This window comes from Halorubrum tropicale, assembly GCF_001280455.1.
GTDB lineage: Archaea > Halobacteriota > Halobacteria > Halobacteriales > Haloferacaceae > Halorubrum > Halorubrum tropicale.
The window spans coordinates 365,934-387,546 of sequence record NZ_LIST01000004.1 but is presented as its reverse complement, the minus strand read 5'-3'; the positions used below and the strand labels follow the sequence as shown (position 1 = coordinate 387,546).

The 21,613-nt window shown below is 72.9% G+C and carries 21 protein-coding genes; 10 read left to right on the top strand and 11 right to left on the bottom strand.

The window, feature by feature from the left end:
- Positions 1–130: 130 nt before the first annotated feature.
- A complete protein-coding gene (gene btuC / locus AMR74_RS12250; RefSeq protein WP_053772336.1) occupies positions 131–1,297 on the bottom strand; it encodes a vitamin B12 ABC transporter permease BtuC in 1,167 nt (388 codons plus the stop codon).
- Between the two features lie 62 nt (positions 1,298–1,359).
- On the opposite strand from btuC, the gene AMR74_RS12245 reads away from it, so the two are divergent.
- Complete coding sequence (locus AMR74_RS12245) at positions 1,360–2,589, top strand: PGF-CTERM-anchored ABC transporter substrate-binding protein (RefSeq protein WP_053772377.1); 1,230 nt, start codon at positions 1,360–1,362, stop codon at positions 2,587–2,589.
- Positions 2,590–2,637: 48 nt separating this feature from the next.
- Here the strand turns inward: AMR74_RS12245 and AMR74_RS12240 are convergent, their stop codons facing one another.
- Both AMR74_RS12240 and AMR74_RS12235 read right to left on the bottom strand, forming a co-directional pair.
- On the bottom strand, positions 2,638–3,885 hold the full coding sequence (locus AMR74_RS12240; protein ID WP_053772335.1) for a pyridoxal-phosphate dependent enzyme: 1,248 nt from the start codon (positions 3,883–3,885) through the stop codon (positions 2,638–2,640).
- A gap of 419 nt (positions 3,886–4,304) precedes the next feature.
- Complete coding sequence (locus AMR74_RS12235; RefSeq protein WP_053772334.1) at positions 4,305–4,865, bottom strand: hypothetical protein; 561 nt, start codon at positions 4,863–4,865, stop codon at positions 4,305–4,307.
- Positions 4,866–4,964: 99 nt separating this feature from the next.
- On the opposite strand from AMR74_RS12235, the gene AMR74_RS12230 reads away from it, so the two are divergent.
- On the top strand, positions 4,965–6,287 hold the full coding sequence (locus AMR74_RS12230; RefSeq protein WP_053772333.1) for an NAD(P)/FAD-dependent oxidoreductase: 1,323 nt from the start codon (positions 4,965–4,967) through the stop codon (positions 6,285–6,287).
- A gap of 22 nt (positions 6,288–6,309) precedes the next feature.
- On the opposite strand, the gene AMR74_RS12225 is transcribed toward AMR74_RS12230, so the two are convergent.
- From AMR74_RS12225 to AMR74_RS12200, 6 genes are all read right to left on the bottom strand, one after another.
- Positions 6,310–6,492: a hypothetical protein gene (locus AMR74_RS12225; protein WP_053772332.1), complete on the bottom strand. Its 183-nt coding sequence runs from the start codon at positions 6,490–6,492 to the stop codon at positions 6,310–6,312.
- 100 nt (positions 6,493–6,592) lie between these two features.
- Positions 6,593–7,747 (bottom strand): thiamine pyrophosphate-dependent dehydrogenase E1 component subunit alpha, encoded by a 1,155-nt coding sequence (locus tag AMR74_RS12220; RefSeq protein ID WP_053772331.1) that lies wholly within the window; start codon positions 7,745–7,747, stop codon positions 6,593–6,595.
- Positions 7,748–7,917: 170 nt separating this feature from the next.
- Positions 7,918–8,958 (bottom strand): NAD(P)-dependent alcohol dehydrogenase, encoded by a 1,041-nt coding sequence (locus AMR74_RS12215; RefSeq protein WP_053772330.1) that lies wholly within the window; start codon positions 8,956–8,958, stop codon positions 7,918–7,920.
- A 91-nt stretch (positions 8,959–9,049) separates the two neighbouring features.
- Complete coding sequence (locus AMR74_RS12210) at positions 9,050–9,847, bottom strand: metallophosphoesterase (RefSeq protein ID WP_053772329.1); 798 nt, start codon at positions 9,845–9,847, stop codon at positions 9,050–9,052.
- Positions 9,844–10,575: a J domain-containing protein gene (locus tag AMR74_RS12205; protein ID WP_053772328.1), complete on the bottom strand. Its 732-nt coding sequence runs from the start codon at positions 10,573–10,575 to the stop codon at positions 9,844–9,846. Before AMR74_RS12205 ends, AMR74_RS12210 begins: the two co-directional genes overlap by 4 nt.
- A 101-nt stretch (positions 10,576–10,676) precedes the next feature.
- Positions 10,677–10,934 carry an MTH865 family protein gene (locus AMR74_RS12200; RefSeq protein ID WP_053772327.1) on the bottom strand — a complete coding sequence of 86 codons (258 nt, stop codon included), beginning with the start codon at positions 10,932–10,934 and terminating at the stop codon, positions 10,677–10,679.
- A gap of 139 nt (positions 10,935–11,073) precedes the next feature.
- On the opposite strand from AMR74_RS12200, the gene AMR74_RS12195 reads away from it, so the two are divergent.
- Positions 11,074–12,132 (top strand): M42 family metallopeptidase, encoded by a 1,059-nt coding sequence (locus AMR74_RS12195; protein WP_053772326.1) that lies wholly within the window; start codon positions 11,074–11,076, stop codon positions 12,130–12,132.
- Between the two features lie 27 nt (positions 12,133–12,159).
- On the opposite strand, the gene AMR74_RS12190 is transcribed toward AMR74_RS12195, so the two are convergent.
- On the bottom strand, positions 12,160–13,461 hold the full coding sequence (locus AMR74_RS12190) for an MFS transporter (protein ID WP_053772376.1): 1,302 nt from the start codon (positions 13,459–13,461) through the stop codon (positions 12,160–12,162).
- Positions 13,462–13,646: 185 nt separating this feature from the next.
- Here AMR74_RS12190 and AMR74_RS12185 point away from each other — a divergent pair, with 185 nt between their 5' ends.
- Positions 13,647–14,531, top strand: coding sequence for a substrate-binding domain-containing protein (locus AMR74_RS12185; RefSeq protein ID WP_053772325.1), 885 nt, complete (start codon positions 13,647–13,649; stop codon positions 14,529–14,531).
- Between the two features lie 47 nt (positions 14,532–14,578).
- Positions 14,579–15,640: a hypothetical protein gene (locus AMR74_RS12180; RefSeq protein ID WP_053772324.1), complete on the top strand. Its 1,062-nt coding sequence runs from the start codon at positions 14,579–14,581 to the stop codon at positions 15,638–15,640.
- A 22-nt stretch (positions 15,641–15,662) separates the two neighbouring features.
- Here the strand turns inward: AMR74_RS12180 and purN are convergent, their stop codons facing one another.
- Positions 15,663–17,267: a phosphoribosylglycinamide formyltransferase gene (purN, locus tag AMR74_RS12175; protein ID WP_053772323.1), complete on the bottom strand. Its 1,605-nt coding sequence runs from the start codon at positions 17,265–17,267 to the stop codon at positions 15,663–15,665.
- A 167-nt stretch (positions 17,268–17,434) separates the two neighbouring features.
- Between purN and purB the strand changes: the two genes are divergently transcribed.
- The 5 genes from purB to AMR74_RS12150 all read left to right on the top strand — a co-directional run bounded on the left by purB (position 17,435) and on the right by AMR74_RS12150 (position 21,589).
- Entirely contained in the window at positions 17,435–18,907 is a 1,473-nt protein-coding gene (gene purB / locus AMR74_RS12170; protein ID WP_053772322.1) for an adenylosuccinate lyase, read from the top strand.
- A gap of 44 nt (positions 18,908–18,951) precedes the next feature.
- A complete protein-coding gene (locus tag AMR74_RS12165) occupies positions 18,952–19,287 on the top strand; it encodes a zinc ribbon domain-containing protein (RefSeq protein WP_053772321.1) in 336 nt (111 codons plus the stop codon).
- A gap of 70 nt (positions 19,288–19,357) precedes the next feature.
- Positions 19,358–20,191, top strand: coding sequence for a sensor domain-containing protein (locus AMR74_RS12160; protein ID WP_053772320.1), 834 nt, complete (start codon positions 19,358–19,360; stop codon positions 20,189–20,191).
- A gap of 42 nt (positions 20,192–20,233) precedes the next feature.
- A complete protein-coding gene (locus tag AMR74_RS12155) occupies positions 20,234–20,911 on the top strand; it encodes a hypothetical protein (RefSeq protein ID WP_053772319.1) in 678 nt (225 codons plus the stop codon).
- Positions 20,912–21,589: a metal-dependent hydrolase gene (locus AMR74_RS12150; protein ID WP_053772318.1), complete on the top strand. Its 678-nt coding sequence runs from the start codon at positions 20,912–20,914 to the stop codon at positions 21,587–21,589.
- Positions 21,590–21,613 lie beyond the last annotated feature (24 nt).

Sequence of the window (21,613 nt, the reverse complement as noted above, 5' to 3'; positions counted from 1 at the left end):
GTGTCCGGGAGCGACCCCGGTCCCGGGAGCGACGCCGACCCGTCGCGCGCGGCGGCGGGTCGGGCCTCGGCCGCCTCGGCGACGGATTCCTCGCCGTCCGCCGCCTCGGCGTCCGCGTGGCGGTCCGCGCTCACAGCTCCGTCACCTCCCGGGTCACGAGCAGGTAGACGAAGAAGGGCGCGCCGACCGCGGCGGTGATGATCCCGACCGGGTACTCGGCGGGGGCGGAGCGCGCGAGCGTGTCGGCCGCGACGAGGAAGGTGCCGCCGGAAAGCGCCGCGGTCGGGAGCAGCACCCGGTGGTCGGGGCCGACGACGAGCCGGAGCATGTGCGGGACGATGAGGCCGACGAACCCGATCACGCCGGCGAACGCGACGCCCGCGGCCGTGACCAGCGCCGAGGCGGCGAGCAGCACGCGCTTGGTCCGCTCGACGGCGATGCCGAGCCCTCGGGCCTCCTCCTCGCCGAGCAGGAGGACGTTGAGGTCGCGGGCGTACGCGAGCAGCACGGCGAACAGCGGCGGCACGACGACGGCGGTGACGGCGACCTCGCTCCACGCCGCGCCGGAGAGGTGGCCCATCAGCCACGCGACGATCTGGCGGAGCGACTCGCCGGCCTGGAGCTGGAGGTACGAGACGACCGCGCCGAGGAACGTCTGGACCGCGACGCCGGCCAGGAGGAGGGTGGCGACGGGCGTCCGGCCGCCCCGGGTCGCGATGGCGTACACGCCGAAGGCGGCGGCGAGCGCGCCGACGAACGCGAAGAGGCTCGTCCCGGCGCCGCGCGAGAGCGCGACCTCGACCGGCCCGAAGAGGGGGACGGCGACCGTCGCCGAGAGCGCGGCGGGGAAGACGATGTACGCGACCGCGCCGACCGCCGCGCCCGAGGAGACGCCGATTATCGAGGGGTCGGCCATCGGGTTGCGGAAGAAGCCCTGCATCACCGTGCCGGCGGCCGCGAGCGCGAACCCGACGAGCGCGGCCAGCAGGATCCGCGGCAGCCGCACGCCCACGACGATCTGCTGGTGGACCGAGTCGACGGGGAACGCGAACGGGGACGCGAACGTCAGGTCGACGCCCGGGAGCGTCAGCGGTCCGACGCCGGGGACCGGCAGCGGACCGACGCCGCTGGCGCTCGTCTCGATCCCCGCTGGCACCGCGAGCGCGTTCAGCACCGACTTCACGACGGTCTCGGGCGGGACGGAGACGGGACCGATCGCGGCGCTGACCACGACGGCGACCGCGAGGAGCGCGGCTACCGCCGCCGACCAGTACGCCGACCGAACCCATGGTCGCATGCGTACTCCAACACAACTTGTAGTAGGTAAATACTTATTGGACGAGTCCGGTCATGGACGCGATGCGAGACAGCTTCGCGATCGCGATAGCCGTGCTGGTGACGACCGCCCTGATCGGCGGCGTCGCCGGGACGGCGGCGGGCGCACAGTCGACGATATCGACCGACGGGCCCACCGCGGGCGCGCAGCCGGCGGTCGGCGCGGCGGCGACGGGCGCGGGGGCCGCGCAGACCGACGGCGCCTGCGGCTTCCCGTACAACGCGACCGACGCCACCGGCGAGACGATAACCTTAGAGGAGCGCCCCGACCGGATCACGACGATCTCCCCGTCTGCGGCGCAGACGCTGTGGGAGCTCGGCGCGCAGGACCGCGTCGTCGGCGTGAGCCAGTTCGCCTTCTACCTCGACGGCGCCGAGGAGCGGGCGAACGTTTCCGCCTCGTTCGGCGCGAGCGTCGAGCGCGTCGTCGACACCGAGCCCGACCTCGTGTTGGCGCCGAACTCCTCGGCGGCCGACGTGGAGCCGCTCCGCGAGCAGGGGCTGACCGTCTACCACTTCCCGGCGGCGACGAGCATCGGCGACATCGCCGAGAAGACGGAGACGATCGGTCGACTCGTGGGCGCGTGCGAGGCCGCGAGCGAGACCAACGCGGAGATGTACGACGCGGTGGAGGCGGCCGAGGAGCGGACCAGCGGCGTCGACCGGCCGACCGCCCTCTACCCCCTCGGCGGCGGCTACGTGGCGGCGAACAACACCTTCATCGACGCGATCATGACCGCGGGCGGGACCGACAACGCCGCCGCGGAGTACGAGGCGTACCCGCAGCTCTCCGACGAGGTAATCCTAGAGACGGACCCCGAGCTGATCATCGTCACCGACTCCGAGGCCGCGATCCTCGACCAGGAGCCGTACGCCAGCACGACCGCGGGCGCCGAGGACAGCTACGTGGTGATGAACGTGAACCACCTCAACCAGCCGGCGCCGCGCAGCGTGATCGAGTCGACGACGACGCTGTCGAACGCCGTGGTCGAGCTACGGAGCGACGGCAGCGAGTCGACGGACGGCGCCGAGGGCGGCTCGTCTGACGGGGACGGCTCCGACGGCGGCGATTCCTCGGGCGACGGCTCCGGGGACGGCGACGCGTCGGACGGTTCGACGACCGGAGATTCGGACGGGACCGACGGCGGCGACGGGGAGAGCGCCGGCGACACGGGCGCGGAGTCGCCCGGGTTCGGCGCCGTCGCGGCCGCGCTCGCGCTGCTCGCGACCGGCCTGCTCGCGCGGGGCGAGTGACGGGCGAGGAGCGCGCGAGCCGCACCGAGCGCTGACCGACGGGTCCGTCTAGATCCCCTGTCCCATCAGGTGGCTGCGGAGCACGTCGGGCGTCTTCAGCCCGGCGTCGCTGTTGAGCAGCACGACGGTCTCGTCGCCGTCGAAGAAGCCCTCCTCGGCGAGCGCCCACGCGCCGGCGGGGGCCGCGCCGCCCGTGGCGCCCATCTCGACGACCTCGTTCTGCGCCACGGCGACCGCGCTCGCGAGGATGTCGTCGTCGTCGACGCCGACCGCGGTCCCGCCGCTCTCGGTGACCGCCGCGACGGCCGCGGCGCCGCCGGCAGGGTCCGCGATCTCCAGTTCACCGCAGATGGTGTCGGGCGTCCCCCACGGCTCGGGCTCGTCGAGGCCCCGCTCGACGGCGGCCGCGATCGGGGCGCAGCCCGCCGCCTGCGCCGCGACGACCTTCGGCGTCCCGTCGATCGCGCCGATCCGGTCGAGCTCGTCGAACCCCTTGTACACGCCGGTGACGACCTCGCCGGAGCCGGTCGGGACGACGACGACGTCGGGGGCGTCGCCGAGGTCGGCGACGAGCTCGAACGCGACCGTCTTGGCGCCCTCGTGGCGGTAGGGGGTGACGAACTCGCCGAGGTCGGTGTACTCGGTCTCCAGCTGCTCGTCGACCGCCTCGGCGGCGTCCGGGAAGCGCCCGCCGACCACGCGCATCTCGCCGCCGTGGACGTTCGTCATCGACTTGTTCGAGAACGCGCAGCGCGAGGGGACGAACGCGTACGAGCGCAGGTCCGCCCGGCCCGCGTACGCCGCCATCGACTGCCCGGCGTTGCCGGGACTCGCGCAGACGAGCGGCTCCACGTCGGCGCCGTCGGCCGCCCGCCTCGCGACCGCCGTCATCGCGAGCGAGAGCCCGCGGTCGAGGACGGTCCCCGTCGGGTTTCGCCCCTCGTCTTTGACGTACACCGCGTCGACGTCGAGCTCGCCGGCGAGCCGGTCGGTCGCCACGAGCGGCGTGGCGCCCTCGCCCGCGGTGAGCGCGTCCGCGGCCGGGAACGGGAGCAGCGCGTCGAAGCGCCAGTGGCCCCTCGCGGTCGCGGGCGCGGCCCGGGCGTCGCCGCTGCCGCCCCGCGCCGCGGGGTCGAACAGGTCGTCCGGGTCGACCGCGTCGTAGTCGTAGACAGGGTCGAGGCCGCGCGCCCGCTCGTCGTCGTCGATCGCGGCCGCGTCGGCGGTCTCGTGGACGCGTCCCGACGCCCGACTCTCCAGCCCGCGAAACGCCGGCGTGGTCTCGAAGTCAGCCATAGCGAACCTTGCGGCGGCGGCGACTAATCGCTTCGCACTCCGAGACGGGCTGCCGGCAGACTGACACCACGACAACGCGGTGGTGCGTGCCGACGAGCGGCCGTAGGGCACGAGTCGCACGCGCGAGGGACGCGGTGAGTGAGGGGCGACCGCAGGGAGCCCCGACCGAGCCGCGAGGCTGGGGAGGCGTGAGGTGCGGTGCCGTGCGGGGTGGGACTCGAAGGGGCAGCCGGGAGGCGGGCGCAGGCGACGCAAGCACTGGAAGGAGCGAACGAAGTGAGCGACTGAAGCGCGCAGCGAGCGTGCGCCCGCCTCCCGGCTGGGGCTTCGTGGGCGCTCGCGTCGGCCGTCGGGTTATGATCTCCTGAGTCCGACGCCGCGACACGGTCGAATCCGGACCGCTCACCGGCTCCAGAATGTCACCACTGCGAGGAGGGCGGCAGTCGGAAGAGCGCGATCAACCGACTGAGCGCGTACACCGCGGCGTACAGGAACGCAGCCGAGGGCGCCGCGACGAGGAGCGCGAGGTAGGTCCCGAACGTGGCGGCACCGCCGATCGCTCGGAACCGACCCGTCTGACTCACGGCTCGAAGCCGGCCCCACCGGTGCGTCAGAGCCGCCAGCCCGCCGCCGAGAAATGTCCCGGCGACGATGGCGACGAGCGCGAGCGGCCCCGGAGACCGGAGCGAAGCGATAACGGCCGAGGGAGATTCGAATCGTCCCAAGACGACGGTGAGAAACGCAAACGCCAGGAGCGCGGCGCCGACCTGGAAGAGGTCCGCGGCCCGCCCGTCGATGGCACTCCTCGACGGAGCGGCGTCCGGGTCGAACAGCCAGCCCGACAGCCCGAACCCGACCAGCCCGAACAGGGCGACCGGCGCGCCGAGCGCGCCGCTCGCGCCCGGACCGCCGACCGACAGCCAGACGCCGAGCGGGACGAGGGCGAGGGACAGCCACCGACCGACCGCGACGCGGTCCACGCGTGGGACTCGCGCGCCCCCGACAACAAGCGTGCTCACCGCGACGTCCGCGATCCGATCCCGCCGCCGCTTATAAACCCGCGACCCGATACTCGAAGCATGAACGGAGACGCCACGGTCGTCGGCGGCGGACTGGCGGGGCTGGTCGCGGCGAGGCGGCTCGCCGAGGCGGGCGCGGACGTGACGCTGTACGAGCGACGGCCCGGGGTCGGCGGCCGAGTCCGAACCGAGACGGTCGACGGGTTCACGCTCGACTGCGGCTTTCAGGTGCTCTTCTCCAGCTATCCCGGCGTCGACCGCGAACTCGGCGTGGACGGGCTCGACGCCCTCGACTTACGCACCTTCGCGCCCGGCGCGACGATCTGTCGGCCCGGCTCGCGCTCGGTCCTCGGCGACCCGCTCCGCGACCCGCGGTCCGCGGTCCCCTCCCTGTTGAACGACGAGGTCTCGTTCTCCGACAAGCTCCGGACGCTCGCGCTCCGGTACGACCTCGCGAACCGCGACGAGGCCGAGTTCTTCGCCGGCCCGGACGCGCCGATCCGCGAGTACCTCCGCGACTGGGGGTTCGCCGACGACTACGTCGAGAACTTCGTCGAGCCGTTCTACGGCGGGATCACCCTCGACCGCACGCTGTCGACCTCGAAGCACGTCTTCGAGTACACGTTCCGCGCGATGGGCCGCGGGTCGATCGGCGTCCCCGCAGAGGGGATGGCCGCGCTCCCCGCCGCGCTCGCCGACCGCGCCCGCGAGGCGGGCGTCGAGATCCGGACCGGCGAGGACGTGGAGGCGGTCCGGACCGCCGGACAGGGCCGGATCCCGTTCCGGAGCGGTGCGGCCGACGCCGAGGGCGCCACCGTCGAGCTCGCGGACGGATCGACCCGCGAGGCGGACGCGGTCGTCGTCGCGACCTCGCCGCCCGAGGCGCGGCGGCTCACCGACGTCGAGTCGGTCCCGACAGAGGGCGTGCCGAACACGACCGGCTGGTACGCGCTCCCCGCGGGCGAGTCGTTCGAGACGGGGAAACGGATCCTGCTCAACGCCGCGGGCGAGTCGCCGAACGCCGTGGTCCCGATGTCGGAGGTCGCGCCCGAGTACGCCCCGGGCGACCGCGCGCTGGTCGCCGCGACGTTCCTCGGCGAGGAGTCCTTGGAGCGCGACGACCGGGCCCTCCGCGCGGACGTCCGCGACGCGCTGGCGGCGTGGTTCCCGGACCGCGAGTTCGAGGGGGTAGAGACGCTCGACGTCCACCGGATCCGGTTCGCGCAGTTCGCGCAGCCGCCGGGCGTCCACGCCGACCTCCCCGGCGTCGACGACCCCGAGGGGCCGGTGACGCTCGCCGGCGACTACACAGAGTGGTCGTCGATCCAGGGCGCGCTCGAAAGCGGTCGGAAGGCGGCGAGCGCGGCGACCGAGTACCTGTAGGCCGGCGAACCCCGTCGAGAGGTTACGAGCCGTCGCCGGCGTCGTCGCCCGCGCGACGCCCGAGGCCGACGATCGCCGCGAGCACGGCCACGCCGATCGTCCACCGGGTGTTGATCCGGAGTCCGATCCCGAACAGCAGCAGCGCGTTCGCCGCCAACAGGAGGAGGACGGCGTTCAGCCGCCGCCGGAGGGTCGAGTCGTCCATGCCAACTCGTAGGGGGCGAGGCCCCGATAGCGGTGGCGATCGCGGGACCCAGCCGACCGACCGTGCGCCCCTCGTCGAAGCGACCGGGTCGCCGCCGGCGTCACTCCTCGCGCGAGAACGTCCCCTCGCCGTGCTCCTCGACGGCGGCGAGCAGCTCGTCGCGCTGGCGGCGGATCTCGGGCGGGAGCTCGGCGGACGCGTGGTCGAACATGTCGCGCGGGTCGGCCTCGATCGACTCCGCGAAGTCGATGGCGTCGGCGACGACCTCGTCGGCCTCGTCGCGTATCGCCGCGACCCCCTCGTCGCCGATCCGCCCGGTCTCGCGCAGGAACGCCTCCGTGCGGTCGAGCGGGTCGAGCGCACGCCACGGGTCCACGTCGTCGGGGTCGCGGTATGCGCCCGGGTCGTCGGCGGTCGTGTGCGCGCCGAAGCGGTACTCGACGAATTCGATGAGGACGGGGCGCGGCTCGTCCCCGCCGGCGCCGTCCGTCTCGCCTCGCGCGCGCTCGGCGGCCTCCCGCGTGACCGCGTAGCTCGCGAGCGGGTCCATCCCGTCGACGCGGACGCCGTCGAAGCCGTAGGCGGTCGCCTTCGCCGCGAACGTGTCGCTCGCGGTCTGTCGCGACTCGGGGATCGAGATGGCCCAGCCGTTGTTGTGACAGCAGAACAGCGTCGGCGTGTCGAACACGCCCGCGAAGTTCAGCGCCTCGTGGAAGTCGCCCTCGCTGGTCGCGCCGTCGCCGAAGTGGCAGGCGACGACGCGGTCCTCGCCGCGGTGGTCAAACGCCCACGCGGCGCCGACCGCGTGCGGGAGGTGCGCCGCGATGCCGATGTTCAGCGGGAAGACGTTGCCCGCCGCGATCGCTTCCGTCCCGGACTCGTGGCCCATCCAGTAGGGGAGGTACTCGGCGAGGAGGTCGCGGACGACGACCGCGCCGTGCTCGCGGTACTGGTAGCTGATCAGGTCGTCGGCCGCGAGCGCGTGCGTCGAGCCGACCGCCGATCCCTCCTGGCCCGCGCAGGGCGCGTACGTCCCGATGCGGCCCTGACGCTGGAGGCTCACCGCGCGCTCGTCGAAGCGGCGCGTGACCACCAGGTCGCGGTAGATCTCGCGGAACCGCTCGTCCGACAGGTCCGGGACCGACGCGTCGGGGAGTGGACTCCCGTCCGGCCCGAGCACGCGGTAGAGGTCCTCGCCTGCGAGGGGGTCGGTCGCGTCGCCCCCGTCCGACGCGCCGGCGCCGTTCTCGTCCATGCGCGATCGGTGTGGCCCGTGGTCACAAGGAGTTAGCGGTCGCGGCGGCGCATTACCCGCCCGCGTGCCGCCGACGGACGAAGATCACCGGCGGACCGATCAGCGTTCCGGCGAGCGTCGGCAGCGCGAACACGAGGGCGACGATGAGCGGCGTGGGACCGCCGACCGGCTCAGGGCGTGATGACGGCGCGCCCGTCGATCTCCCGGTGTTCGAGCTTCTCGGCGACCGCGTTGATCTCGCCGAGGTCGTACCGGCTGGTGTGGAGGTCGACGTCGCCCTGCTCGACGAGCGCGACGAGCTCCTGGAGCTCGGCGTACCGGCCGACGATGTTGCCGACGAAGGAGAACTCGCCGTTCACCAGCGCCTGCGCCGGCTCGTGGACGTGGCCGCCGTACCCGATGATGTGGTGGTCGCCGCCGGCGGCGGTGATCTCGGGGGCGTAGGCGGTCGTCACGTCCTCGCCGACGAAGTCGAGCACCTGCGCCGCACCGGTTCCGTCCGTGATACCCTCGATTTCGACCGCCACGTCCTCCTCGCTCGGGTTGATCAGGTGGTCGGCGCCGTAGCCGTCCGCGAGGTTCAGCGCCGACTCCTTGAGGTCGACCGCGGTGATCCGGGCCGCGCTCATCGCGTCGAGGCACTGGAGGCCGATGTGGCCGAGCCCGCCGACGCCGATGACGACGGCGTGGTCGCCGGGATTGAGGGCCGCGACGGCCTTCTTCGCGGCGTGGTACGCGGTGATCCCCGCGTCGGCGTGCGGGGCGATGTCGATCGGTTCGACGCCCGACGGCAGCGGGATCACCGAGCGCTCGCTGGTGTGGAGGTACTCGGCGAAGCCGCCGTCGGTCGTGAGCCCGTTGAACGCGTCGTTCTCGCAGTACATCGTCTCGCCGAGCCGGCAGGGCCGACACGTGCCGCAGGTCTGGACCGGGTGGCAGATCACCGGGTCGCCCGGCGAGACGAGGTCGACGTTGTCCCCCGTCTCGACCACGGTGCCGGCGTTCTCGTGTCCGAGGGTCATGGGCAGTTCCTGCGGGACGTACTCGGCCCACATCCCCTCGATGATGTGGTTGTCAGTCTGACACCACCCCGCCCCCTCGACCTCGACGATCACGTCGTCCGGACCGCTCGCAGTCGGGCGGTCGACCTCGTCGATCGTCAGTCCCTCGCTCATGTCGTCCGTGTACTCGTGGAGTCTCGCGGCTTCCATGCGTGAGAAACTCACGCGGAATTCACATAAACGTTCGTCGCAGACCTCGCGGGCGCGGCGGTGCCGCGCGTCGACCCACCCGGCAGGGCGGTCACAACAACCGGTCGAACTCGCCCAGCGGCGGGAACCGAAGCGCGCTCTCTGCGCCGTCGGCGGCGCCGGCGTCGGGGTCGTACACGACCGGCGCGAGCGCGGCCGCGTCGGTGACGAGCGGGGAGTCGAGCCCGGTCCGGACCGCGTCGTTGACCGGAACACCCGCCGCCAAGCGCGTGAACGCGGGCAACACGAGGAGGTCGGCGCCGCGGTAGGTCCCGGCGCCGCTGAGGAAACAGGGGCGCCGGTCGCCCTCGATCTCGATCGTCGGGTGGACGTGGCCGATCACGTAGCGGTCGGCGGGCGCTGACGCGCGCCCGGCCGCGGGCGCCTCGTGGCCGTGCCGGACGACGGTCCGCGGCGCCCCGGCGGCCCCGCTGTCGGAGTCGTCGCCGTTCAGGACTAGCTCCTCGCTGACCGGCCCGTCCCAGGCGTCGGCGAGCGCGGCGTCGTGGTTGCCGGCGACGAGTTCGAGGGGCGCACCGCTCGCCTCGCAGCGGTCGCGGAGCGCGTTCAGGGTCCCGCGGGCCCTGTCTGTCACCCGGTCGAAGGTGTGGACCGCGTCGCCCGCGACGACGACCGTCTCGGGGTCGAACCGGTCGAGGAGCGCGTCGAGGCGGTCGGCGAGGTCCGCTCGCTCGCCCAGCGGGAGCGAGACGGCCGAGGCCTCGCCGCGGCCGACGTGGAGGTCGGCGAGGACGAGCGCGTCGTGGGCGCGGAGGTAGACCGCTCGCTCCGCGAACGCGGCGTCGGCGAACGCGGTCGGGCCCGCGGCGTCGGGGCGGCGGTCGGTCACCGGCCGTACCCGGCCGAGGGCTCGCGGCGCGCGCCGCCGCGGTCCGCCGGCCCGCCGTCGGCGTGGTTGCGGGCGGTCGCGTACGCCTCGCGGACGCGGCGGAACGACTCCTCGTCGCCGCCCTGGTCGGGATGGGTCTCCTTGACGCGCTCGCGGTAGGCGCCCTTCACCGCGTCGAGGTCGGCGTCGCGGTCGAGGCCCAGCTCGTCGAAGGCGTCTCCGACGGGGTCGGGCCGGCCGGCGGTCCCGGTCGCGGGACCGAACCGGTCGCCGCCGAAGCGCCCGGCGTGCCCCGCGCTCGACCCGGCGGACTCGCCGGTCGCCCAGTCGGGCTCGTCGACGTCGAACGGGAGCCGGCGACCGAGCCCGCGGCCCGGCATCTCGTGCTCGCAGAGGACTGTGTAGACGCCCTCGCCCTCCAGCCGGAAGTAGTCGTGCGCGTCGAAGGTGATGGCGACGCCGCGCTCGGGCAGGTAGAAGGGGACCGTCACCTCGTCGATCGCGTGATCCTCGGCGAAGCGCTCGCCCGCCGCCTCCAGGTACGTCCGGATCTCGCGGCGGCGGCGCTCGTCGCCCGCGGCGCCGCGGCGACCCGTCGCCGCGGCCGGGGCCGGCACGAACCGGTCCCCGAGGTAGAACGCGAGCGCGACGAGCGCGGTGGCGACGGCCCCGAGGCCGACCCCCCAGAGGACCCACCGCGGCACCAGCGTCGTGAGATCGGCGAACACACCCGCCGTAGCGGCTCCGCGGTAATCAACCTCCCGCCGGAGCGGGGGCTACGGGACGGGAGCGGTGCGGCGAGAAGAGGCGTTTCGCGGGACCGGCCGACTCAGATCATCCCCTTCGACTCGAGCCCGTCGAGGATGTCGTCGACGAGCTCCTCGGCGGTGTCGTAGGGGAACTCCTGTTCGCTGCCGAGCTTCGCGGCCATCTCCATCGCGGTGAAGCTCACGTCGCCGGCCTCGAACTTCGTCGCCGGGCCGTCCGGCAGCGCGGGGACGAGGTCCATCTGGTTCTGGACGGGGAAGTCGGCGCCGCCGAAGGCCTCTAAGAACTGTTCGCGGAGTTCCGCTTTCACGTCGCTCATACACGTCCAATCCCGCGAGCGCCCGCAAAAGGGTTGCGGAACAACGATAAACATATTTACGGTTGAATACTCTCCCCCGAAGGGCGACGGTCGTGCCGGATCCTGCGGACCTTTGTCGCTGGCGCGGCCACGTGCCGACATGCCACGCGAGTTCGACTTCGACTTCGACCTGCTCCGAGAGCTGACAGAGGCCCGCGGCGTCCCCGGCTACGAGGACGACGTCCGCGAGGTCGTCCGCCGCGAGTTCGCCGAGAGCGTCGACCGCGTCCGGACGGACGCGATGGGCAACGTCGTCGGGACGATCGAGGGCGACTCGGACTACTCGGTCGCCGTCGCCGCCCACATGGACGAGATCGGGTTCATGGTCCGCCACGTCACCGACGAGGGGTTCGTCCAGGTGGACCCGCTCGGCGGGTTCGACGCCCGCGTCCTGCGCGCGCAGCGCGTCACCGTCCACGGCGACGAGGACCTGACGGGCGTCATCGGCTCGGTCCCGCCGCACACGCTCACGGAGGAGCAGAAGGGGAAGGACGACGAAGTGAAGGACGTGTTCATCGACCTCGGGCGCGAGGCCGAGGCGGTGGAGGAAGCGGTGAGCGTCGGCGACCTCGTCACCCTCGACCAGACCACGACGCGGATGGGCGACCGGGTCACGGGGAAGGCGCTCGACGACCGGATCTGTGTGTTCGCGATGCTGGAGGCCGCCCGGCGCATCGAGGACCCCGACGTGACGATCCACTTCGCGGCGACGGTCCAGGAGGAGGTCGGCCTCCGGGGGGCGCGGGCGCTCGGCGTCGACATCGACCCGGACCTCGCGGTCGCCCTGGACGTGACCGTCGCCAACGACGTGCCGCAGGTCGGCGACCCCGCTGACGCCGTCACGGAACTCGGCGAGGGGACGGCGGTGAAGCTGAAGGACTCCTCGGTGATCACCAGCCCGAAGGTCCACGCCCGGCTCACCGAGGTGGCCGAAGGCGAGGGGATCGACCACCAGCACGAGGTGCTGCCCGCGGGCGGCACCGACACCGCGGGGTTCCAGAACACGGCGGGCGCGAAGCCCGTCGGGGCCCTCTCGATCCCGACGCGGTACCTCCACACCGTCACCGAGACCGCGGACGGCGGCGACGTCGAGGCGACGATAGACCTGCTGACGGCTTTCTTAGAGACCGAGACCGGCGAACACGACTACACGCTGTAAGCGCGTCGTGCGCCGCGCCGGCGCGGGTCAGTCGTCGCTCGGGACGGCCGGGCCCGGGTCGCTGGCCGCGCGGTGGGCGCCCCGCGCCTGCCACGCGAAGCCGACCGTCGCGAACGCGATGAACCCGGCCGCGAGGAGGAACCCGGCTTCCGTGCTCGTCCCGTCCATCGTGACGCCGACCAGCACCGGCCCGACGACCTGGCCGACCTTCCACGAGACGGACCGGAGGCTCATCGCGCTGGCGACGGAGTCGTACGCCTCGCCCTCGCTGACGAACAGCGACATGCTGGCCGGGAGGCGTATCGAGTCGGCGATCCCGAGGAGCGAGTAGGCGCCGAACAGCGCGAAGAAGGCCCCGCCGAGCGTCTGCGAGTCGCCGAGGTACGAGACGGTGACGGGCGAGAGGGTCCCCTCGAAGTACGCCGCGAGCGGGATGGTCGCGGTGCCGACGCCGTACAGGAGCGCGCCGACGGCGACGAACAGGTACGTGCGCTCGTAGCGGTCGGTGAGGTCGCCGACGAACCCCTGCGTGAGCGCCTTCGTCAGCTTCCCGCCCGCCATGATCCAGCCGATGGCGAACGCCGAGATGCCGAACGTCGTCCGCGCGTAGATTGGGAGGAAGATGATCACCGCCATCTTCCCGACGCTGAACGTGAACCGGAAGAAGACCAAGGCGCGCAGCATCGGGAGCCCGAGCAGCGACCGGAACGTCTCGATCCCGCCCGCGTCCTCGGGATCCTTCCGCCCGCCGGGGTTGTCGCGCAGGAACGCGAACACCAGGGCGAACGCCGCGAGCGTGACGAGCGTCAAGACGAGGTACGTCTCGGAGAACCCGTAGGCGTACAGGAGGTAGCCGCCGACGAGGTCGCCCGCGAGCGACGAGAAGGAGGCGAACTGGTTGTACGAGCCCAGCCACCGCCCCTGCTCGTCGTCCGGGCTGATCTCGCCGATCACCGTCGCGCCCGTGATCCAGAGGACGCTCGCGCCGAGGCCCTGGACCATCCGCACGAGGACGATGTGGACGGAGCTGTCGACCAGCGCGAAGCCGACGAAGACGGCGACGTTGATCAGGAAGCCCCCGAGCAGCCACCGCTTCGCGTTCCCGGTGTCGACCTTCCGCCCCAGCGGGAGGACGATGACCAGCTGAACGATCGCGAACGCGGTCCCGAACAGCCCCTCGATGAACCCGGTGGTCCCGAAGAGGTCGGCGTACAGCGCGAGGGCGATGAGGATCGTCGAGTACGCCTGACTGCGCGCGAACGCGGTCCCGGCGAGCGCCGCGAACTCGCGGTCCCCGAGCAGCCGTACCGAGTTGCCGAACTTCGCCACGGTCGTCTCCGATCCGAGCCAAGGGGATCCCGAGAAAAAAGCGCCGTCGATCCGGCGGTCCGCGTGGGGTTGTCGGTTCGACGGGACGACGGAGGTCGACCGCATCTGGGCGAACCGCGTTCCCGAATAGAAACAACGACCGATTACTTCTTACCGAAGTGTGTACGATTCCAACTACATTACGCATGCGCCGTCGACAGTACCTGCGGGCGCTCGGCCTCGGCGGTGCCGCCTCGCTGGCCGGCTGTACGACCCGGGCCGAGGAGCGCCCCGCCGACCGCGGCACGGTGACGCTCGCGGCCGCCACGACGGCGTACGACAGCGGGCTGCTCCCCGTCCTGAACCGGGGGTACGCCGACCGGTTCGGGGCGCGGGTGGAGTCGGTCGTGCGCGGGACGGGCGCATCGCTGCGGACCGCCCGGGACGGCGACTGCGACGCCGTGCTCGTCCACGCCCGCCCGCTGGAAGACGAGTTCCTCCGGGGGGGACACGGGATCAACCGACGGCGGGTGATGGTCAACGACTTCCTGGTCGTCGGGCCGCCCGACGACCTCGCGGGCGCCGCGGGAGGCGATCCGGTGGCGGCGTTCGAGGCCGTCGCCGACGCTGGCGCGACGTTCCTCTCGCGCGGCGACCGCTCGGGGACCCACATCCGCGAGCGACGGATCTGGGACGAGGCGGGCGTCGACCCCGGCGGCGAGTGGTACCTCGAAACCGGTCAGGGGATGGGCGACACGCTGATCGCCGCCCGGCAGTCGGGCGCGTACACGCTCGTCGACCGCGGCACCTTCCTCGCCGTGGGCGGCGACGGCGCCCTGGCGCGGCACGTCGACCGCGGCATCGACGACCCGCCGCCGCTCCTCCGGAACGAGTACGCCGTCATCCCGGTCAACCCCGCGCGACACGACGCGACGTACGCGCTCGCCATGTCCTACGTCGGCTACCTCACCGGCCCCGGACAGTCGCGGATCGCGGAGTTCCGGGTCGACGGCGAGCGGGCGTTCCGCCCGCTCGCCCGCTCGGCCGACCCCGAGTTCGACCAGTACGTCCCGAGCGACCGGGACGGGTAGCGCGACGCCCAAGGATTGACGTGTCGCGGCGGAGTACCCAAGCGCGCATGCCTCCCCGCTCGCGTCGCTCCCTCCTCGCGTCGGTCGCGACCGGACTCGCCGGCGGCGTCGCCGGTTGTAACGCCCGTCTCGACGGATTGTCGGCGTCGCCCCCGCCGGTCCGACTCGCCGACCTCGACCCGCTCTACGTCGCCGACGGCGTGTCGCTGCCCGACGGCGCGGAGCCACTCACCGTCGGGGACCCGACGGGCGGCCGGCTCGCCCTGTTTCCGGCGACGGACCCGGACCGAGACGAGGCGCTTGCCGCGTTGCGAGGGGTCACGCCGGTCGCGGTCGTCGGCCGCGACGCGCAGGCGACGCTGGCGGCGCTCTGCGCGGAAGACGGACGAGCGTACGGCCTCGCCGGCGAGAGTTGGGAGCCGACGACGCGCGTCGCTGCCGTAGTCCCGTACGGTGAGGTCCTCGCCACGCATGTCTTCGAGGGCGTCGGCGTGCCGGGCGGTCTCCCGGACGCGCTCGACCGCATCTTGAACCCGCCCCACGCAGCCTGCGAGGTAGATCCGGAGCTTCCGGGGTACCCGAACGGGTTCGACGACCGGGGGCGGGCGCTCGGCACCGCGTACGTCCACGGCCGCAACGAGGCGGGACGCTTCACCCGCCGGGACGCCCTTCGGATCGCGCCCGGCCCGGACCGCACGCGGGTGGTGCTCTCGATGCGGGGAACGATCCGGGACCGCGGGGGCGTCGACGACGGCGGTGACCGCTACGACGCCGACCGGATCCGGCTCGTCGCGTCGTTCGACGACCCGCTCCACGCGACCGCGCCGCCGACGGGCGAGACCGACGGACTGACCGTTCGACGCGAGGAGGACCGGGGCGACGACGCGGTCGACCACGGGTTCGAGTCCACCAGCGACCGCACGCGCCGCGGCTTCACCGCCTGTCAGCGCTCGATTCTGACTCCGGTCGAGACGCCCGACCCGTTCTCGTACGTCGCAAACGCTCGGTTCCGGTGGCGCGACGCGCGACTGGTTCGCGAGGACGACTACTGGCACCACCACACGCCGGGGCAGGCCGTTTGGTACCCCGACGGCGGTCCACGGAGCTAAGCCGGCTCGGCGTCGGCGAAGGCTAATCGTGCCGGAAGCAGCGCGAGCCGGTGAACGCCATCGCCATGTCGCGCTCGTCGGCCGCGGCGATCACGTCCTCGTCGTTGACCGAGCCGCCGGGCTGGATGACGGCCTCGACGCCCGCGTCGGCCGCCTCCTCGATAGCGTCCGGGAACGGGAAGAAGGCGTCCGAGGCCATCACCGCCCCCTCGGCGGACTTGCCCTCGGCGTCCTTCTCGGCCTTCATCGCCGCGAGCGTCACGGCGTCGACGCGGGAGACCTGCCCCATGCCGACGCCGACCGTCTCCGTGCCGGTCGCGAAGAGGATGCCGTTCGACTTCACGTGCTTCAGCGTCTTCCACGCGAACAGCATCGTCTCGACCTGCTCGTCGGTCGGCTCGCGCTCGGTGACGACCTCCAGGTCGTCGGCGGTCGGCGACTGTCGGTCGCGCTCCTGGACGAGGCGCCCGCCGACGATGGGCTTCTCCGTGAACCGCTCGGAGAAGCGCTCGTCGCCCTCGCCGAGGGGCCCCACGTCGAGCACGCGGAGGTTCTTCTTGTCGCGGAGCACGTCGAGCGCGCTGTCGGTGTAGCCGGGCGCGACGACGACCTCCTTGAACGAGTCGGCGACGGCGGTCGCGGTGTCGGCGTCGCACTCGCGGTTCAGCGCGACGATGCCGCCGAACGCCGACTTCGCGTCGGTGCGCAGCGCGCGGTCGTAGGCGTCGGCGAGGTCCGAGCCGACCGCACAGCCCGCGGGGTTCGTGTGCTTGATCACCGCGGCCGCGGGGTCGTCGAACTCCTTGACGAGGTCGAGCGCGGCGTCGGCGTCGTTGTAGTTGTTGTACCCCATCCCCTTCGCGCCGGGGTTCAGCTGGTCGGCCTCGACGACGCTCGCCTCCTCGCAGCCGTCGTCGACGTAGAGGGCGGCGTCCTGGTGCGGGTTCTCGCCGTAGCGCAGCGACGCGGACCGCTCCTCGGAGACGAACCGCCGCTCCGGGAAGTCGCCGCCCACGTCGCCGTCGACCGCGACGCCGACCGGCTCCCCGTCGGCGTCCCGCTCGACGGTCACGCGGTCCTCGGCGAACCAGCGGACCGCCCGCGGGTACGCCGTGAACTCGGCCTCGCGGAGGACGCGCGCCTTCAGCGAGTCGGCGTCGTCGTCCTCGTACACCGGGATCGGCTCCTGAGTGACGACGGGGCCGGCGTCGACCTCCTCGGTGACGACGTGGACCGTACAGCCGGTCGTCCGGACACCGGCGTCGAGGACCTGCTCGTGCGCGTCCGCGCCGGGGAACGACGGGAGCAGCGACGGGTGAACGTTCAGCGTCGTCGGGAGGGCGTCGAGGAACTCGTCGGTGAGCACGCGCATGTAGCCGTCCAGGCAGACGAGGTCCACGTCGTAGTCCGAGAGCCGCTCGACGATCCGGCGCTCGTGTGATGCGCGCGACTCCCCCTCCTCGCGCTCGACGACCTCGGTCGGGATCCGGCGCTCGGTCGCGGCGCCCAACACGGGCGCCTGCTCGCGGTTCGTCAGGACGACCGACAGCTCCGCCCCGCCGGGCGCGGCGTCGGCGATGTGTCTGAGGTTCCGTCCCCGGTTGCTCGCGAGTCCCGCGATCTTCATACGCGAACGTCCGACCGATCGGGTATATCGATTGCGGTCCGCGCCGCGTGTGTGTACACGATCGGGGATCGGAGAGTGGTTTTGGGGCGGTTCGAGGCGGATTCGGATCCACGTCCGTGCGACACCCTATCGACACGCTTTTGCTGGCTCCGGGGGCAGTCGCGGGCATGACCGACGATGCCATCTCGGGGCTGTCACGGTCGGACCCGCTCGCGGCCGTCTCGCCGCTCGACGGCCGCTACGCCGGCCGAACGGCGCCGCTGTCTCCGTACGCGAGCGAGGCCGCGCTGATGCGCGCCCGGACCCGCGTCGAGGTCGAGTACCTGGTCGCGCTGGGCGCGCTCTCGGCGACGCCGATCGGCTTCGACGAGGCGACCGAAGCGGCGCTCCGGGAGCTGTACGAGGGGTTTTCGGCGGAGGACGCGCGCCTGACCAAGGCCCTAGAGACCGAGGGCGCCGAGGGGTACGACGCGACCAACCACGACGTGAAGGCGGTCGAGTACTTCCTCCGCGTCCGGCTGGCCGAGGTCGCGGAGGCCCCCGACGCGCCCCTCGACGACGCCGAGCCGCTGTACCCGTGGATCCACTTCGGGCTCACCAGCGAGGACGTGAACAACCTCGCGCACCGGCTCCTCGTCAAGGACGCGGTGAGCGAGGTGATCGTCCCCGCCGTCCGCGAGGTGCGCGACGCCCTCGCCGAACTGGCCCGCGAGCACCGCGACACCCCGATGCTGGCGCGCACCCACGGCCAGCCCGCGACGCCGACCACCTTCGGCAAGGAGATGGCCGTGTACGCGGCGCGGCTGGGCCGCGCGCTCGGGCGGGTCGTCGTCGCGAACGGCGACCTCTCGGGGAAGCTCGCCGGCGCCTCGGGCACCTTCGCGGCCCACGACGCCGCCTACCCCGACGTCGACTGGCGGGCGTTCTCCGCGTCGTTCGTGCGCGGGCTCGGCTTGGAGCACACCGCGCTCGCGACGCAGGTGAACCCCTGCGACGACCTCGCGGCGCTGTTCGACGCGCTCCGCGGCGTCAACAACGTCCTCCTCGATTTAGACCTCGACGCCTGGCTGTACGTCTCCGACCGCTACCTCGGCCAGGAGGCCGTCGAGGGCGAGACGGGCTCGTCGACGATGCCGCACAAGGTGAACCCGATCGACTTCGAGAACAGCGAGGGGAACCTCTCGAAGGCGAACTCGGACCTCACCTTCCTCGCCGACTACGTGACCGCCTCCCGGCTCCAGCGCGACCTCTCCGACTCCACCGTCAAGCGCAACGTCGGCGCCGCGCTCGCGCACTGCCTGATCGGCTACTCGAAGGCGGCCGACGGGCTCGGGAAGGTCGTCCCGAACGAGGCTGTCATGCGCGAGGAACTGGACGCGACCCCCGAAGTGATCGGCGAGGCAGTCCAGACGATCCTCCGCCGCGAGGGCGACACCGAGGCCTACGAGCGCGTGAAGGCGCTCTCGCGCGGCCGGTCGGTGACGCTCGACGACTTCCGCGAGCTGTTCGACGACCTCGACGTCGACGAGTCGGTCCGCGCGGAGCTGAACGCGCTCACGCCGGCCGGCTACACGGGCGTCGCCGACGCGCTCGCGGACGAACTCGGCGACGGAGAGGACGATGACGACGGGTCCGCTTAGCGACGGCACAAGACGTTTACTCCTCGGCCGAGCAGGAGGGATCGATGCCCTCCGAAACCGACGACACGGAGTACTCCGTCTTCGGCGGCGACGAATCGACGGACGAGAGCGAGCGCGATGACGGCGGGTCGCCCGCCGGCCGCGGCGAGGCGGCGACCGACGACCGGCCGCAGTCACTCGGCGGCGGCGAGGACGGCTGCCCGAAGTGCGGCGGCACCGAGACCGAGACGGACGAGATAGCCACCAGCGGCACGGGACTCACCAAGATGTTCGACGTCCAGAACCGACGGTTCGTGGTCGTCTCCTGCGCGGAGTGCGGCTACTCCGAGCTGTACAAGGGCCAGTCGTCCGGCAACGCGATCGACTTCTTCCTCGGCTGAGCCGGCTCCCCGCGGCGGGCCGACCGCCGTCGAGCGATCGATTTTTGTCGGGCGGCGAACCAGTCGGGATATGGTCTCCCTCCGACCGCTGGCAGCCCTTCCGGTCGTCGGCGTCGTCGCCGACGGCCGCACGTATCGCCGCCTGCTGTACCTGCTGATCGCGGTCCCGCTCTGGGTCGTCTACTCGGGGTTCGTCACGTTCGCGCTCGCGTTCGGGCTCGTCTTCTCTGTCGCCCTCGTCGGGGTCGGCGTCCTGATCGGGGCCGTCGTCGCCTCGCGGATCGCCGCCGGGCTCGAACGGTGGCTGGCGAACCGCCTGCTCGGAACCGACCTGGTCGCGCCGGACGACCTCCAGGCCCCGGCGACCGACGGCTCCGCCGGTGCGGTCGCGACCGTCGGGGCGTACCTGTCGGCGCCGTCGACCTGGCGGGGGCTCGGGTTCGTCTCGCTGAAGTTCTGGGTCACGGTGCTGGCGCTCGCGCCGCTCGCCGTCCTCGCGCGGTCGCTCGCGCTCGTCGGCGCCCCGGTTCGATACCCCTACGCGCCGCAGTTCGGCGAGGTGAACGGCGAGCCGGCGGTGTGGGCGATCGACACGGCCCCGGAGGCCGCCCTCGCGACGGGCGTCGGGGTCGTCGGCCTGCTCGTCGGCCTCCACCTGACGAACCTGATCGCGGGCGGCGCCCGGCTGATGGCCGTCGCGCTGCTCGGGGAGAGCGACGAGTCGGACGGCGGGGACGACGGCGACCGGGTCACGGTCGAGCGCGACGGCGACCGCGAGGTGGCTGACGACCCCGACGGGAGCGACGACCGCGGCGCCGACAGCGACGGCGAGCCGGACGCCGACGGCTTCCAGTTCGACGCCGACCCGGCCGACCCCGACCCGGACCCGGACGACCGCGGCTGACCCGCCCGGAGCGCTTATTCGCCTCCGAGCGTCAGGACGGGTATGGCTCCGACGCTCGTGAGCGCGGCCGTCGGGGCGCTGCTCGCGGCCGCGCTGCTGGGCGGCGCGTTCGACCGGCGGACGGTCGCGGTCGTCGTCGCGGCCGCGCTCGTCCCCTCCCTCGACGCGGCCGCGAGCCTCGTCGTCCCGGGCGCGACGAACGCCCTCCTCCACGCCGTCTGGGCGCCGCTGCTCGTCGGCGCGGCGGTCTACTGGGACGCGTCGCTGCGCCCGGCGTCGGCGCTCCGCGACCGGTTCGGTCGCCACGGCGTGCGGGTCGCGTGGGTCGCGCTCGCGTCGCTCGTCGTCGCCGGCATCGGGTCCGCGCTGTTCGCCGGCGAGGGGGCGGCGCTCCTGTACCCGCTGGAGGACGCGCGATACGTCGTCCGCGGGCGGCTCGTGTTCTCGACGCAGGAGGGGGTCGTCCAGACGTTCCTCGCGCTCGGCGGCGACGGGTCCGGCGTCCTGCCGCTCCGGACCGCCGGCGGCGCGGTCGCGGACCCGGTCGCCTCGTGGGTCAACCCCGACGGGCGCCCCGGCCTCGACCCGGCCGCGGACCGCGAGTTCCGGTTCGTCGACGGCGGGTGGCAGCTGGTCGTCGCCGCCGCGGCGGCCGCGACGCTCGCGGTCCGCTTCCGGCGTGGCGGCGAGGCGACGGACGCCCCGGAGGTGCCCCGCTGAATGCCCTCGACGGTCGTCCACGCCGGGTTCGCGCTGCTGCTCGCGGCCGGGCTGCTCGGCGCGTACTACGACCGGCGGGCGCTCGCGGTCCTGCTGGTCGTCCTCGTCCTCCCGGAGGCGGACAGCTTCCTCGGCGTCGTCATGGAGGGCGCGCACCGCACCGTCGGGCACAACTTCGTCCTCCCCGGCGTCGGCGCACTGGCGCTGTACTACGACACGCGCGTCCGAGAGCGGTCGCTGGTTCGCGAGCGGCTCTCGCCGCGGTGGGTCGCCGTCGCGTGGGTCGCCCTCTTCGTCCACGTCTTCGCGCACGTCGCGATCGACTGGACCCACCTCGACGGGGTCAACGCCCTCTGGCCGCTCCGCGACCGCTTCTTCCAGCTGGACGGCCAGATCCTCTACTCGACGGCCGACGGGGTCGTCCAGACGTTCGTCGACGTGCGGATCGACCCGGAGACGGGGAGCCGGACCGTCGACGCGGGCGCGGGCGGCACCAGCGAGTCGGTCCACGTCGACAACCCGGTCCAGCCGCGCGACCCCGACCTCGACGTCGCGGAGCCGGTCGACCGCCGGTTCCCGGTCGCGAACAGCGGGTGGCGGCTCTACCTGATCGGGCTGGGCCTGTTCGCGCTCGGCGCCCGGCGCCTCCAAGGCGACGGCGTCGGCGACGACCCCTGACGGACGCGCGAAATCCGACCGACG